Here is a 15,332-nt window from a genome sequence, read left to right as displayed (position 1 = left end):
AGGAATCATCATGGCGAAGCTCAGCACCGACGACCTGCTCGACGCCTTCAAGGAGATGACCCTTCTCGAGCTCTCCGAGTTCGTGAAGCAGTTCGAAGAGGTCTTCGACGTCAAGGCCGCCGCCCCCGTCGCGGCCGTCGTCCCGGGCCAGGGCGGCCCGGTCGGCGGCGCCGAGGAGGCCCCGGCGCAGGACGAGTTCGACGTCATCCTCGAGGGTGCCGGCGACAAGAAGATCCAGGTCATCAAGGAGGTGCGCGCCCTGACGAGCCTCGGCCTCAAGGAGGCCAAGGACCTGGTCGACGGCGCGCCGAAGCCGCTGCTGGAGAAGGTCAACAAGGAGACGGCCGACAAGGCCAAGGAGGCCCTGGAGAAGGCCGGCGCCTCGGTCACCGTCAAGTAACGACGCTCCAGAGCTCCGGAGCCCGCGCGGCTCCACTGCTCTCCAGGAGGCGGTCACCCCGATGGGGTGGCCGCCTCCTTTCGCTTGCCCCGGGTGCTCGCGGGCAGGGGGCGCGCCCGGCGGGCGGCAGGCGGATGGCCTTGTCGCGGAACGTGGACCGGCGATGCCCGGAAGGTCTGTTTTCTGTGCTGAGGTGACAAACACCTGCGGGAAACCGTGTGTCCCGGCGGGTTGTGCGGCTTCCCGCGCGCGGCGTAGCGTCCCGTCTGACGCGGTGGCCACACCCGGCCGCTCGCGTCCCCGCAGTGCGGCGGGCCGCAGGGTCGCGGCCGTCCCCGGCACCCCCGGTCTTGAGGCTCCGGTTCTTGGACCACTAGTCTCATAGACGCCGTAAGTAACGATTGTCTTACAACGTCGCATTTGGCCGCTGATCTGGGTCGGAACCCCTTCCATTTGGACGGGGGGCCGCTACGGTAGTGGCACCCGTCACGGCTACCGGACGGTAGCAATGCGGCGGACACGCGGTGTGACGACGGAACGCGGCGTGGAGACAGAACGCGGTGTGACGACAGAAAGAGCCTGAGTGCTACTCGCTCATTGGTTCGGGATTCCCCCGGCCTGGACGAAAGGTGACGAGTGGGCGTCGAGATCAGAGTCGAGGGCCTGACGAAGTCCTTCGGCCGCCAGGTGATCTGGCAGGACGTGTCGCTGACCATTCCCGCAGGTGAGATCTCCGTTCTCCTGGGTCCGTCCGGCACCGGAAAGTCGGTCTTCCTGAAGTCCCTCGTGGGGCTGCTCAAGCCCGACCGCGGGCACATCTGGATCGGCGACAGGGACCTGCCCTACCTGCCCGAGTCGCAGCTGTACGACACCCGGAAGCTGTTCGGCGTCCTGTTCCAGGACGGCGCCCTGTTCGGCTCCATGAACCTGTTCGACAACATCGCCTTCCCGCTCCGCGAGCACACCAAGAAGTCCGAGTCCGAGATCAAGCGCATCGTCATGGAGAAGATGGACCTGGTCGGTCTTCTCGGCGCCGAGCACAAGCTTCCCGGCGAGATCTCCGGTGGCATGAAGAAGCGCGCCGGCCTGGCCCGCGCGCTCGTCCTGGACCCCGAGATCCTGCTGGTGGACGAGCCGGACTCCGGCCTCGACCCGGTCCGCACCGCGTTCCTCAACCAGGTGTTCATCGACCTCAACGCGCAGATCGGCGCGACGTTCCTGATCGTCACCCACGACATCAACACCGCCCGCACCCTCCCGGACAACATCGGCCTGCTGTACCAGCGGCACCTGGCGATGTTCGGGCCGCGGGAGATGCTGCTGTCCAGCGAGGAGCCGGTCGTCCGGCAGTTCCTCAACGCCAGCAAGATCGGCCCGATCGGCATGTCCGAGGAGAAGGACGAGTCCGAGCTGGAGGCCGAGGCGAAGATGGGCCACGACCCCGGCAAGCTGCCGCCGATCCCGCCGCAGCAGATGCCGAGCAACGGGCTGATCCGCGCCGGCATGCACGCGCCCGGCGCGTGGTGCGCGGCGCACGGCGTCACGCCGCCGCCCGGCTCGTTCGTCGACGACCTCGGCCGCAACTGGGTGGAGGAGTGGCCCCGCTACGTGGCGTCCATGACGCCCGTCGGCACTCCCGCCGGCGGCGCGCACGGGGCGCCCGGCGGCATGCCGCCCGCCGGTCCGCCGCCCGGCGGACCCGGGGGAGGGTTCCCCGGCACCCCGCCGCCCGGCCGGCCGGGAGCGGGTGCAGGCTACTGATGTCCACTCCTGGTATCGGCGCGGACCAGCGAGGGGCAAAAAAGGGCGGGGGCTCTTCGGCGACGTTCCGCAAGATCGGGGACGGCGCGGCCAACGTCGCGATCAAGGAACCGGGACGGTTCTTCGCCCTGTGCCTGGACACCGGCCGCGCGATGTTCCAGTGGCCGTTCCAGTGGCGCGAGTTCATCCAGCAGGCCTGGTTCATCGTCAGCGTCACCGTCGTCCCCACGATGCTGGTCGCCATCCCCTTCGGCGGCGTGCTGTCCCTCCAGGTCGGCGGGCTGATCCGGCAGCTCGGCGCGCAGTCCTACACCGGCGCCACCGCGGTGGTCGCGATCGTCCGGGAGGCCAGCCCGCTGGTCACCTCACTGCTGGTCGCGGGCGCCGCCGGGTCGGCGATGTGCGCCGACATCGGCTCCCGGAAGATCCGCGAGGAGATCGACGCCATGGAGGTGCTGGGCATCAACCCCCTGCACCGCCTGGTGGTGCCGCGGATGCTCGCCTGCGCGTTCGTCGCGCTGTTCCTCAACGGGCTGGTCTCGGTGGTCGGCCTGCTGGGCGGCTACTTCTTCAACGTGATGCTGCAGGGCGGCACCCCCGGCGCCTACCTGGCCTCCTTCAACGCCATCGCGCAGCTGCCCGACCTGCTGCAGGCCGAGTTCAAGGCGTTCGTCTTCGGCATCACCGCGGGCCTGGTCGCCGCGTACAAGGGCCTGAACGCCAAGGGCGGGCCGAAGGGCGTGGGCGACGCGGTCAACCAGACCGTCGTCATCACGTTCATGCTGCTCTTCCTGGAGAACTTCCTGATCTCCACGCTGTACTTCCAGTTCGTCCCGTCGAAGGGGATGTAGATGGCTGCCCCTGGCAAGACGGGCAAGGCCGCCCGGCGGGTGGCGAGCGCGCCGCTCGACCGGCTGGACGACTTCGGCCACCAGATGTCGTTCTACGCCCGCGCGTTCGCGTGGGTGTTCCGGGTGCTGCGCCGGTACCGCAAGGAGGTGCTGCGCCTGCTGGCCGAGGTGAGCCTCGGCACCGGCGGCCTCGCGGTGATCGGCGGCTCGGTGGTGATCGTCGGGTTCATGACGTTCTTCACCGGCAGCCAGGTCGGCCTGCAGGGCTACGAGTCGCTGAACCAGATCGGCACGGCCGCGTTCACCGGGTTCGTCGCGTCCTACTTCAACACCCGCGAGATCGCGCCGCTGGTGTCGGCGCTCGCCCTGTCGGCGACGGTCGGCTGCGGGTTCACCGCCCAGCTCGGCGCCATGCGGATCTCCGACGAGATCGACGCGCTGGAGGTCATGGCCGTCCCGTCGATGCCGTTCCTCGTCACCACCCGGATGCTCGCCGGGATGATCGCGGTCATTCCGCTCTACATCGTGGGACTGCTCGCCTCCTACGGCGCGACCCGGGTCATCGTGACGATGTTCTACGGCCAGTCGACCGGCACCTATGACCACTATTTCCATTTGTTCCTACCGCCGTACGACATCTTGTGGTCATTCGGAAAAGTGATCGTTTTCGCGGTGCTCGTGATGCTGATCCACTGCTACTACGGCTACCACGCCTCCGGCGGCCCGGCGGGCGTCGGCGTCGCGGTGGGCCGCGCGGTGCGCACCAGCATCGTGGTGATCAACGTGGTCGACCTGATGCTCGGCATGGCGATCTGGGGCACCACCACCAGCGTCCGGATCGCGGGGTGACGTGGATGAGCGGAGCGAACGCGGGGGGTGTGGGGGGTCGTCCCCCCACAGGAGGCCGGCATGAGTGAGCGGGTGCGTTACCGGGTGCTCGGCGCGTCGATGATCGTCGTGATCATCCTGCTGCTGGCGCTGACCGTGGCGCTGTACAACAAGGCGTTCACGCCGACGCTCGACGTCAAGGTGCGGACGGAGCGGGCGGGGCTGCAGCTGCTGCCGCACTCCGACGTGAAGATCCGCGGTCTGATCGTCGGGGAGGTGCGCGGCACCGACGCCGACGCGCGGGGGGCGACGCTCCACCTGGCGCTGGACCCGGGCAAGGCGAAGCTGATCCCGCGCAACGTCCAGGCGCGGCTGCTGCCGAAGACGCTGTTCGGCGAGAAGTACGTGGACCTGGCGGCCCCAGCGCAGGGAGGCCCGATGGGACTGCGCTCGGGCCAGGTGATCCAGCAGGACCGCTCCCAGGCCGCCGTCGAGATCGACAAGGTGCTGAACGACCTGCTCCCGCTGCTGCAGGCGGTGAAGCCGGCGGAGCTGAACGCGACGCTGAACGCCCTGGCGACGGCGCTGCAGGGCCGCGGCGACCAGATCGGCCGGAACCTGGAGGAGGCCGACGAGCTGCTGCGGAAGGTCAACCCGCAGCTCGGCACGCTGGTGCACGACCTGAACGGCCTGGCCGACGTCTCCGACATCTACAGCGCCGCGGCGCCCGACCTGCTGCAGACGCTCCGCAACCTCAACGTCACCAGCCGGACGATCACCGACAAGAAGGCGACGATCGAGCAGCTGATCCCGGCGACGACCGCGCTGGCGCAGGACGGCGACGTGTTCATGCGGCAGAACGCCCCGAAGATCATCGGCTTCAACATCGCGAACCGGGACGGGCTGGACCTGGTCGCGCGCTACTCGCCGTCCCTGCCGTGCGTGTTCGCCGGGCTGATGAAGCTCAGGCCGGAGTCGCAGCGGGTGGCCGGCGGCAACGGGTCCAAGACCTTCAACCTGACGATCGAGATCGTCAAGCCGGTGCCGGGCTACAAGTACCCGCTGGACAAGCCGGAGGCCAAGGACCAGCGCGACCCGCGCTGCTACGGGCTGCCGAACCCCAAGGTCCCGTCCCCGACCTACCTGGCGCTGGACGGCACGCAGGACGACCTGTGGTGGAAGAACCCCGACGACCCGAACGGCGGCGGGAGCCGCGGCCGGGCGCTGTCGAACGTCTTCGTGGACCCGGGCTCGATGAGCGAGAAGGACAAGATCAAGAACGTGCTCGGACCGGTGACGCGGACCCGCGCCGACCAGCTGTCCGACGTCGCGGCGCTGATGTTCGGGCCGCTGCTGGGCGAGGGATCGGTGGTGACGGTCAAGTGAGGACGACCAGTGCGGCGATCAAGCTGGGGATCTTCGTGGTCGTCACCTCGCTGGCCACCGGCGTGCTGGCGATGACGATCTCCAACATGCGGTTCCGGGAGACGACCACCTACAAGGCGATCTTCTCGGACGTGACGGGCCTGCTCGACAACGACGACGTGCGCGTCGCCGGTGTCCGGGTCGGCCAGATCGAGCACATCGAGCTGTACGAGGGCGACAAGGCCGAGGTGACGTTCAGCCTCCAGAAGGAGGACGTGTTCAAGGCGGGGCTGCCCTCGTCCACCAAGGCGCAGATCCGGTACCGCAACCTGATGGGCCAGCGGTACCTGGCGCTGACCGACGGCGCCGGCCAGGCCAACGACTACCTCCGGCCGGGCGGAACGATTCCGATCGGGCAGACCACGCCCGCGCTGGACCTGACGACCCTGTTCAACGGGTTCCGGCCGCTGTTCCGCGCGCTGGAGCCCAAGGACGTCAACACGCTCGCGATGCAGATCATCCAGGTGCTCCAGGGCGAGGGCGGGACGATCAACAGCCTGCTCGCGCACGTGGCGTCGCTCACCAACACCCTCGCCGACCGGGACAAGGTCATCGGCCAGGTGATCGACAACCTGAACACCGTGCTCGGCACCATCGACGAGCGGCACATCGAGGTCAACCAGCTGATCACGGACCTGCGCGGGTTCGTCAGCGGGGTCTCGGGGGACCGCAAGGCGATCTTCGACTCGGTGGCGGCGATCAACGAGCTGACCGGCACCACCCAGAACCTGCTCGCCGACGCCCGCCCGGACCTCCGCGACGACATCGCGGGGCTGCGCAAGCTCACCGCCACGTTCGACGCGAACGGCAAGGAGCTCGACGCGGGCCTGCAGCGGACGCCGAAGCGGCTGGAGGGGCTGGTGAACATCTCCTCCTACGGCTCCTGGTTCAACATGTACATCTGCGGTCTCGACGCGCGGGTGCGGCTGCCGGGCGGACCGGTCTACCAGACGCCGGCGATCGTGAACGAGAACGCGAGGTGCAAGTAGATGAGGATCCCGTTCCGGGAACGCAACCCGGTCCCCATCGGTCTCTCCGCGTTCGCGATCATCATCGTGCTGGTGGTGCTGGCGATGAACCTGGAGAACATCCCGTTCGTCTCCGGCGGCAGGACCCACACCGCCGCGTTCCGGGAGGCGGCCGGGCTGCGGGCCGGCGAGGAGGTCCGGATCGCGGGCGTCAAGGTCGGCAAGGTCACCGGGCTGGAGCTGGCCGGCGACCACGTGAAGGTCACCTTCCGGGTCGACGACGGCGTGCGGCTCGGCGACCGCACCGAGGCCGACATCAAGATCAAGACGGTGCTCGGCGCCCACTACCTCGCGCTGAACCCGCGCGGGCGCGGCCGGCTCGCCCGCAACATCCCGATCGAGCGGACCCACACCCCGTTCGAGGTCGTCCCCGCGATCAGCGAGCTCAGCCAGCGCGTCGGCGCGATCGACGTGCAGCAGGTCGCCAAGTCCTTCGACGTGCTGTCGGACACCTTCAAGAACTCCCCGGAGGAGGTCAGGGCCTCGTTGCAGGGGCTGCGCCGGCTGTCCAACACGGTCGCGTCCCGCGACGACGAGCTACACGAGCTGGCCGGCAAGGCCAAGGACGTCTCCAAGCTGCTCGCCGACCGCAACCAGGACTTCGCCAAGCTCGTCCAGGACGGCGACAAGGTGCTCCAGGCGGTGCAGGCCAGGCGCGACGTCATCCACCAGCTGCTGATCAACACCGTGACCCTGTCGCAGCAGGTGAACGCGCTGATCAACGAGAACGACGCGCAGCTGCGCCCGATGCTGGACAACCTGGCCGCGGTCAACCGGATCCTGCTGAAGAACCAGAACAACCTGGACCGGATCCTCCAGCTGTTCGCGCCGTTCGCCCGGCAGTTCTCCGACGTGACGGGCACCGGCCGCTGGTTCGACTCGTGGATCCAGAACCTGATCCCGATCCCCGCCTCGATCCAGAACCCCCCGTCCGGCGGAGGCGCGACGACGAACAGGCAGGGCGCCCGTCCGGGCGGCGGATCGCCCGGCACCGGCACGACCGGCAACACCGACAACCCGTTGCCCTTCCTCCCGTGAGCAGGCAGGTCACCAGTGCGTAACTCCACGAGCATCCTCCGCCTGGGCGGCGCGATCCTCGCCGTCGCGGTGCTGGCCGCCGTGCTCCTGCTCGTCCTCCAGGAGCCGAAGCAGCGCCACATGACGGCGTACTTCACCAAGGCGGTCGGCCTGTACAAGGGCGCGGACGTCCGCATCCTCGGCATCCCCGTCGGCGAGGTCACCAGCGTCGAGCCCGTCGGGGACGCGGTGAAGGTCGAGCTGAGGTACGACGCCGAGTACAAGGTTCCCGCGGGCGCGCAGGCCGTGATCGTCAACCAGACCCTCGTCGCCGACCGCTACGTCCAGATCACGCCCGTCTACAAGGGCGGCGCCGTCCTGGCCGACGGGGCGACGCTGGGCACCAACCGCACCGCGGTGCCGGTCGAGGTCGACGAGGTCGGCGGCAACCTGAACGAGCTGTCCCGGGCGCTAGGCCCGCAGGGCGCGAACGCGCCCGGAGCGAACGGCCAGCAGGGCTCGCTGTCGCGGCTGCTGCAGGTCGGCGCGGCGAACCTGGACGGGCAGGGCGAGGACATCCGGCAGACGATCGCCGACGCGTCCAAGGCGCTCAGCACGCTGAGCACGGACCGCGGCGACGTCGCCGAGACGATCAAGAACCTGCGGATCATCACCGACGCGATGAAGGCCAACGACCAGCAGATCAAGTCGTTCTCCGGGCACCTCAACGGCGTCTCCGGGCAGCTCGCGGGGGAGAAGGAGGAGCTCAGCGCGGCCCTCAACACCCTTGCCCCGACGCTGCGGAACGTGCAGCGGTTCGTCAAGGGCAACCGCACCGAGCTGGCCGCCAACGTCCGGCAGCTCGCGCAGGTCACCGGCGTGCTGGTGAAGGAGAAGGGCGCGCTCGCCGAGATCCTCACCGCCGGCCCGCTCGCCGTGAACAACCTGGCCCGCGCCTACGACCCGATCAGCGGCACGATCCACACCCGCGACAACTTCCGCCAGTTCCACGACCTGGCCGACTGGATCTGCTCGCTGGCGTACTCGGTGGGCACGCCCGCCAAGGAGTGCCTCGACTTCGTCAAGCCGTACAACGGGATCGGCAAGGCGCTGACCGGCTTCAGCCTGGACCTGTCCTGGATCACCGCGCTGACCACGCACTACGACCCGGTGCCCATCCCGCCGGACGCCTACGGCCCGCAGGGCAGGCCCGGCAAGTCCGGCAAGACGAGCACGACGAACAAGCCCGCGGCGACCGGGACCCAGAAGAAGCCCACGGACGTCACGGCGCTGCTGCCTGGAGGTGGCCGATGACCAGGCGGTCGATCGGAAGGGCGCGGCTGCTCGGCGCCGCGGCGCTCGCGGGCGTGACGGCCCTGTCCGGCTGCTCGTTCAACGGCGTGGAGTCGCTGCCGCTGCCCGGCGGGCCCGACCTCGGCTCCCACCCGCGCACCGTCAAGATCGAGTTCGCGAACGTGCTGGACCTCGTCCCGCAGTCGGCGGTCAAGGTCAACGACGTGTCGGTGGGCAAGGTCGAGAAGATCGAGCTGGCCGGCGAGCCCGGCGGGCAGAGCGGGCAGGGCGGGCAGGGCGCCGGCTGGCACGCCGTCGTCACGGTCAAGTTCCGCGGCGACGTCAAGCTCCCCGACAACGCGATCGCGACGATCAGCCAGACCAGCCTGCTCGGCGAGAAGTTCGTGCAGCTCGAACCGCCGAAGAACGAGGCGCCGGTCGGGGAGCTCGCCGACGACGACCTGATCCCGCTGAACCGCACCTCCCGCGGCACCGAGATCGAAGAGGTGCTGTCGGCGATGTCGCTGCTGCTGAACGGCGGCGGCCTGGAGCAGGTCTCCACGATCAGCCACGAGCTGCAGGCCGCGATGGGCGGCCGGGAGTCCACGATCAAGTCGGTGCTCCAGCGGGTGAACACCTTCGCGGGGACGCTGGACCAGAACCGCGCCGCGATCACCCGGGCGCTGGACAGCATCGACCGGCTGACCGGCAAGCTGGCGGCCGAGCGCAAGACGATCCAGGACACCATCGACCGGACGGGGCCCGCGATCGCCGTCCTCGACCGCAACCGCGCCGACCTCACCAAGATGCTGGTCGCGCTGAACAAGCTCAGCCGCACCACCACCTACGTGATCAACCAATCCAAGGCCGACATGCTGGCCAACCTGCGGGACCTCAACACGATCCTGCGCAACCTCAACAAGGCCGGCTCCGACCTGCCGAAGTCGCTGGAGACGCTGATCACCTTCCCGTTCCCCTCGACGTTCGAGAACGTCATCGCGGGCGACTACGGCAACGTGCGGCTGACCGTCGACCTGGACTTCGAGTCCATCGCGCAGAACCTGCTCGGCGGCACCGACCTGGAAGGGCTGCTCGGCAGCGGCAAGCAGATGCGCGGCATGCTCCAGGTGCCGAACGTGACGCTCCCGGACTCCCCGCTGGGAGTCCTGCCGCAGACGCCGGGCGGCGGGAGCCAGGGCGGGCTGCCCGGGCTTCCCGGCGGCACCACACAGACCCCGGGGAAGCCGGCCGGCACGAACGGCCAGGGACGGCCGGGCGCGCTCGCGCCCGACCCCGGTGACGGCGGTCTGCGGACCCTGATGGCGGGGGGCCTCTCGTGATCCTCAAGCGCGGCGTCATCGTCCAGCTCATCGCCTTCGCGGTCATCACCGTCGTCGGCGTGGCGATCGTCTCGGTCAACTACATCGGCATCGGCCGCGACCTGCTCGGCAAGCAGTACGTCGCCTACGTCGACCTCACCGACTCCGGCGGCGTGTTCACCAACGCCGAGGTCACCTACCGGGGCGTCCCGGTCGGGCGCGTCGGCCCCCTGGAGCTGACCAAGGACGGCATCCGCGTCAAGCTGCTGCTGGAGCGCGGAAAGCGGATCCCGCGCGAGGGCACCAAGGCCGTCGTGGCGAACCGGTCGGCGGTCGGCGAGCAGTACATCGACCTGGAGCCCACCACGAAGTCCGGGCCCTACCTGGACGAGGGCGACCCGTACACCATCCCGCGGAGCCGCACCACGCTGCCGGTGTCCACCGCCGAGCTGCTGCGCAACGTCGACTCCCTCGTCGGGTCGGTGAACACCAAGGACCTCGGCATCATCGTGGACGAGCTGAACAAGGCGTTCACCGGCTCCGCCTCGGACCTGCAGTCGATCCTGGACGACACCGACCGGCTGCTGAAGACCGCCAACGAGGCCTACCCCGACACCGAGCGGCTGCTGAACAACAGCGTGACCGTCCTCGACACCCAGCGCGGCCAGGGCGCCAACATCCAGGGCTTCGCCCGCAACCTGAACGCGCTGACCACCTCGCTCCGCAACGACGACCCGGCGCTGCGCAAGACCATCGACAGCGCTCCGGGCGCGGTGAACGAGACCCACCAGGCCATCAACCAGCTGGCGCCGACGCTGCCCGTCCTGCTGGCCAACCTGACCACGACGGGGCAGATCGTCGCGTCCCGCAAGGCCGGCCTGCGGTCGCTGTTCATCCTCTACCCGGTGACGGTCGCGGGCGCGTTCACCGTCACGCCCGGGGACGGGACGCAGCACCTGGGGCTCGACCTCAACATCGACGGGCCGCCCGCCTGCACGCAGGGCTACGAGAAGGTCAAGCACCGCTGGCCGCAGGACACCTCGAAGAAGAAGCCGCGCCTGGACGTCGGCTGCAAGGCGCCGAACAACGCGCCCACGGCGGTGCGCGGCGCCCGCAACTTCCCGCGCGACGCCATCGCGCCGTTCCCGCAGGTCCCGCCGGGCGCGACCACGGGGGCCGGGTTCCCCGAGGGCGGCGCGTACGGCACCCGCGGCGACGGCGCCGGCAGCGGCGACGGCGACGGCGGCAAGACGGACGCCAAGGGCTCCGGCAAGAGCAAGGCGAAGGCCGCGGAGGCCCCGACGGGCCAGCTCGCGGGCGGGAACCTGTACCTGTCGTATCCGGCCGGTTCAGTCGAATTCGCTGGATACGATCCAGCGACGGGCGCCGTCTACGGCCCCGATGGCAAGCGATACGTCATGCCGCGCAGCGCCGGTACACGCCAGTTGGGAGAGGAATCCTCGTGGAAGTGGCTCCTGCTCGGACCGCTGAGCCAGTGAGGCGGGCACGATGAGGCGCCGTCTACCCCTCGTCACCGCGATCGTCCTGAGCGTCGTCGTGGTGGGGCTCGCCATCGCGTCCGGCTGGCTCGGCGTGGTCTCCCTCAGGAACAAGGACGAGGCCGACCAGAAGGCGAAGGCGATCCAGTCGGCGCGGCAGATGGGCGTCAACCTGATGTCGCTCGACGCCGCCACCGCCCAGCGCGACCTGGACCGCATCGTGGGCGGCACCACCGGCGACCTCAGGAACAAGCTGGGAAGCCAGTCGAACGCCTTCATGCAGCAGATCACCAAGGCCAAGGCCAAGTCGACGGTCAGTGACGTCGACGCCGCGCTGGTCTCCATCGACGGCGACTCCGCCGAGGTGATGGTGTCCCTCACCGGGACCGTCACCAACGACAAGGTGCAGAACGGTACGCCGCAGGGCTACCGGTACCAGATGGACCTCACGCGGGTCGACGGCCGCTGGCTCGTGTCCGGACTGGAGGTTGTCCCGTGACGATCAAGGCGGATCGAGCGGCCAGGGCCGAGGAGGCCGCCGAGGCGGCGCGCTTGGCGGAGGAGGCCGCCGCGAAGGCCCGGGAGGCCGCGCGCCTCGCCCAGATCGCCGCGGACGAGGCGGCCGCCGCCGAAGCGGCCGCGGCGGACGAGGAGCCCGAGGAGCCCGAGACGCCCGAAGGGGACGTTCCGGAGGAGACTCCTAAGGCCCTCAAATCCCCCAAGAAGCCCCGTCGTGGCGGGAAGGCGTCTGAAGTCGCGTCCGGCGACGCCGACGCCGCAGGGAGCGAATCAGCGGCGGAGACGGACGGCGAGGCCGTCGGCGACGACGACGCGAAGGCCGAAGAGGACGAGACCGAGTCCCTCAAGACGGCCCAGACCACCAAGACGGCCAAGGCTCCGAAGAAGGCCAAGGCTGCGAAGAGCGCCGAGACCCCGAAGGTCGCTGAGGTCGCTGAGGCCGAGGAGGAATCCGAGGCTGAGGAAGACGCCGAAGGCGAGGAAGACGGCGAGGACGCGAAGCCCGCCAAGGCCCCCAGGACCAAGCGCCTGAACCTCAAGAAGCCGGTCAAGGCGACCGACGAGGGCGACGACGACGAGGACGACGACGAGCCGGCGGGCCGGTCCCGGCTGGGCGGCAGGTCGACCGTGATCGCCGTGCTGGTCGTCCTGGCGGTCGCGCTCGCGGCGGCCACCACGGCGCTGGCGCTGAAGGTCCGCGAGCAGGACGCGACCGAGCAGGCGTCCAAGGAGGCGTCCTTCGCGGCGTCCCGCGCGGCCCAGAAGCTGTCCTCGTACGACTACCAGACGCTGGACACCGACCTGAAGGCCGCGTCCGCGACCACGACGGGCAAGCTGCACACCCAGTACGACAAGCTCGCCCAGCAGCTCAAGACCGTCGCCGTCCAGCAGCAGGCCGTCTCCAACACGACGGTCATGAAGGTCGGCGTCGTGAGCGCGACCCCCGACAAGGTCGTGGCGCTCGTCTACGCCAACCGGTCGTCGGCGACCAAGACCGACAAGCAGCAGCGCCTCCCCGAGCCGCTCCGGATCAAGCTGACGATGGTCAAGAAGGACGGCAAGTGGCTCGCCTCTGAGCTCACGGTCCTCTCCTAGCCGCCGCACGCGCCGGGCGCCGGTCTTGGGCCGGGCGCCCGCCCCCTCCGGGCCCGGACGCCTGTCTCTCCCGGAGTCTTCCGGACGGCCGCCACGGCGCGCGGACGAGTCGCTGTTAACCCCCTCGGGCCGCGCCTAGACGAGGCGGCGGGCCGAACGGTCCGAGGGCGCGCGACCCGCCGTCGTGGGCGGTTCGCGGGCTGTCAACCCGGATCCCTAAACTATGGCCTTCCTCACTGCAGGTCAGGGCCTGAAAAGTCCAAGTCCGCTCTTGACTGAGAGGCGCTGAGGGGCGATGCTCCATGGCAACGTGATGCATACTGCGGCGCTAGAGTTGCGAGCGGTGTACCGGTTCGGCTACACTGCCCCTTTGCGCTGCCCTCTGACTATCCACGTGTGAGAGCACACCTGTGAAGGTCCGGTTCAGGCCCCTTTGAGGGTCCGGTTTGGCCCTCTTTGAGCAGGTCTCGAACGTGGATCGTCTGGCGTGCGTGTCATCTGTTACGCCGCGAGCCCTCGGAAGGACCACTCTTGGCAGCCTCGCGCAACGCCTCGAATACCGCAACCGGTCCGAACCGCGTCTCCTTCGCGCGCATCAAGGAGCCGCTCGAAGTCCCGGACCTCCTTGCTCTGCAGACCAACTCGTTCGACTGGCTGCTGGGCAACGAGAGGTGGAAGGCCCGGGTCGAGGCGGCCCAGAAGGCCGGAAGTAAGAGCGTCCCGACGCAGTCGGGGCTGGAGGAGATCTTCGAAGAGATCAGTCCGATCGAGGACTTCTCCGGAACCATGTCCCTGTCGTTCCGGGACCACCGGTTCGAGCCGCCCAAGTACTCCGTCGAGGAGTGCAAGGACAAGGACATGACCTACTCCGCCCCGATGTTCGTCACGGCGGAGTTCATCAACAACACCACCGGTGAGATCAAGAGCCAGACGGTGTTCATGGGCGACTTCCCGCTCATGACCCCCAAGGGCACCTTCATCATCAACGGCACCGAGCGTGTCGTGGTCTCGCAGCTGGTGCGTTCGCCGGGGGTGTACTTCGACCGGGCGCTGGACAAGGCGTCGGACAAGGACATCTACGGGTGCCGGGTGATCCCGAGTCGGGGTGCCTGGCTTGAGTTCGAGATCGACAAGCGCGACAACGTGGGCGTGCGCATCGACCGCAAGCGCAAGCAGCCGGTGACGGTGCTGCTGAAGGCGCTGGGGTGGGACGAGGCGCGGATCCGGGAGCGGTTCGGCTCGTATGAGTCGATCAATGTGACGCTGGAGAAGGATCACACGTCCGGGCAGGATGACGCGCTGCTGGACATCTATCGCAAGCTGCGTCCGGGTGAGCCGCCGACGCGTGAGTCGGCGCAGACGCTGCTGGAGAACCTGTACTTCAATCCCAAGCGGTACGACGTGGCGAAGGTCGGCCGTTACAAGATCAACAAGAAGCTCGGTCTGGACCTGGACATGAACCAGGGGACGTTGACCGAGGACGACATCGTCGCCACGATCGAGTATCTGGTGCGTCTTCACGCGGGTGAGGAGGAGGCGACCCTGGGCAGTGTGGCGGTGCCGATCGAGGTCGATGACATCGACCACTTCGGCAACCGGCGGCTGCGCACGGTGGGGGAGCTGATCCAGAACCAGGTGCGTCTGGGGCTGGCCCGTATGGAGCGGGTGGTCCGGGAGCGGATGACGACGCAGGACGTCGAGGCGATCACGCCGCAGACGTTGATCAACATCCGGCCGGTGGTGGCCTCCATCAAGGAGTTCTTCGGCACCAGCCAGCTGTCGCAGTTCATGGACCAGACCAACCCCCTGGCCGGCCTCACCCACAAGCGGAGGCTCTCCGCCCTGGGCCCCGGCGGTCTGTCGCGTGAGCGCGCGGGCATGGAGGTCCGTGACGTCCACCCGTCGCACTACGGGCGGATGTGTCCGATCGAGACGCCCGAAGGCCCGAACATCGGCCTCATCGGCTCGCTCGCCGCGTTCGGCCGCGTCAACCCGTTCGGGTTCGTCGAGACCCCGTACCGGCGCGTCACCGACGGCGTCGTCGGCGAGGAGATCGACTACCTGACGGCCGACGAGGAGGACCGCTACGTCATCGCGCAGGCCAACTCCCTGCTGAACGACGACGGCACCTTCGTCGAGAGCCGCGTGCTCGTCCGCCGTAAGGGCGGCGAGGTCGAGCTGGTCCCCGCCCGCGAGGTCCAGTACATGGACGTCTCGGCGCGCCAGATGACCTCGGTCGCGACCGCGATGATCCCGTTCCTGGAGCACGACGACGCCAACCGGGCGCTGATGGGCTC

At 69.0% G+C, this 15,332-nt stretch carries 12 protein-coding genes and 1 pseudogene; all 13 read left to right on the top strand.

Annotated features, from left to right (window positions below; genetic code table 11):
- The first annotated feature begins 10 nt into the window (after positions 1-10).
- Positions 11-400 (top strand): 50S ribosomal protein L7/L12, encoded by a 390-nt coding sequence (gene rplL / locus AB0C87_RS37750; RefSeq protein ID WP_345178448.1) that lies wholly within the window; start codon positions 11-13, stop codon positions 398-400.
- Between the two features lie 636 nt (positions 401-1,036).
- A complete protein-coding gene (locus AB0C87_RS37745) occupies positions 1,037-2,161 on the top strand; it encodes an ABC transporter ATP-binding protein (protein WP_345178449.1) in 1,125 nt (374 codons plus the stop codon).
- Between the two features lie 152 nt (positions 2,162-2,313).
- On the top strand, positions 2,314-3,012 hold the full coding sequence (locus AB0C87_RS37740) for an ABC transporter permease (RefSeq protein WP_229810621.1): 699 nt from the start codon (positions 2,314-2,316) through the stop codon (positions 3,010-3,012).
- An 84-nt stretch (positions 3,013-3,096) separates the two neighbouring features.
- On the top strand, positions 3,097-3,861 hold the full coding sequence (locus AB0C87_RS37735) for an ABC transporter permease (RefSeq protein WP_345178474.1): 765 nt from the start codon (positions 3,097-3,099) through the stop codon (positions 3,859-3,861).
- A gap of 60 nt (positions 3,862-3,921) precedes the next feature.
- On the top strand, positions 3,922-5,226 hold the full coding sequence (locus AB0C87_RS37730; protein WP_360581601.1) for an MCE family protein: 1,305 nt from the start codon (positions 3,922-3,924) through the stop codon (positions 5,224-5,226).
- On the top strand, positions 5,223-6,254 hold the full coding sequence (locus AB0C87_RS37725) for an MCE family protein (protein WP_360581600.1): 1,032 nt from the start codon (positions 5,223-5,225) through the stop codon (positions 6,252-6,254). The genes AB0C87_RS37730 and AB0C87_RS37725 overlap by 4 nt, the downstream gene beginning before the upstream one ends.
- A complete protein-coding gene (locus AB0C87_RS37720; RefSeq protein WP_345178454.1) occupies positions 6,255-7,331 on the top strand; it encodes an MCE family protein in 1,077 nt (358 codons plus the stop codon). It begins immediately after the preceding gene.
- A gap of 15 nt (positions 7,332-7,346) precedes the next feature.
- Complete coding sequence (locus tag AB0C87_RS37715; protein ID WP_345178455.1) at positions 7,347-8,624, top strand: MCE family protein; 1,278 nt, start codon at positions 7,347-7,349, stop codon at positions 8,622-8,624.
- Positions 8,621-9,943 (top strand): MCE family protein, encoded by a 1,323-nt coding sequence (locus AB0C87_RS37710; RefSeq protein ID WP_345178457.1) that lies wholly within the window; start codon positions 8,621-8,623, stop codon positions 9,941-9,943. Before AB0C87_RS37715 ends, AB0C87_RS37710 begins: the two co-directional genes overlap by 4 nt.
- On the top strand, positions 9,940-11,421 hold the full coding sequence (locus AB0C87_RS37705; RefSeq protein ID WP_345178458.1) for an MlaD family protein: 1,482 nt from the start codon (positions 9,940-9,942) through the stop codon (positions 11,419-11,421). Before AB0C87_RS37710 ends, AB0C87_RS37705 begins: the two co-directional genes overlap by 4 nt.
- Before the next feature lie 10 nt (positions 11,422-11,431).
- The gene (locus AB0C87_RS37700) at positions 11,432-11,920 is read left to right on the top strand and encodes a hypothetical protein (RefSeq protein ID WP_360581599.1); all 489 of its coding nucleotides are present in this window, start codon (positions 11,432-11,434) and stop codon (positions 11,918-11,920) included.
- Positions 11,917-13,035 carry a hypothetical protein gene (locus tag AB0C87_RS37695; RefSeq protein ID WP_360581598.1) on the top strand — a complete coding sequence of 373 codons (1,119 nt, stop codon included), beginning with the start codon at positions 11,917-11,919 and terminating at the stop codon, positions 13,033-13,035. Before AB0C87_RS37700 ends, AB0C87_RS37695 begins: the two co-directional genes overlap by 4 nt.
- A 531-nt stretch (positions 13,036-13,566) precedes the next feature.
- Positions 13,567-15,332: pseudogene (locus tag AB0C87_RS37690) on the top strand (DNA-directed RNA polymerase subunit beta); the annotation flags it as partial.

The organism is Actinomadura sp. NPDC048021 (assembly GCF_040653135.1).
Lineage (GTDB): Bacteria > Actinomycetota > Actinomycetes > Streptosporangiales > Streptosporangiaceae > Spirillospora > Spirillospora verrucosospora.
Note: the sequence above shows the minus strand (reverse complement) of the source record. Positions and strands in the feature narration are given on the sequence as shown.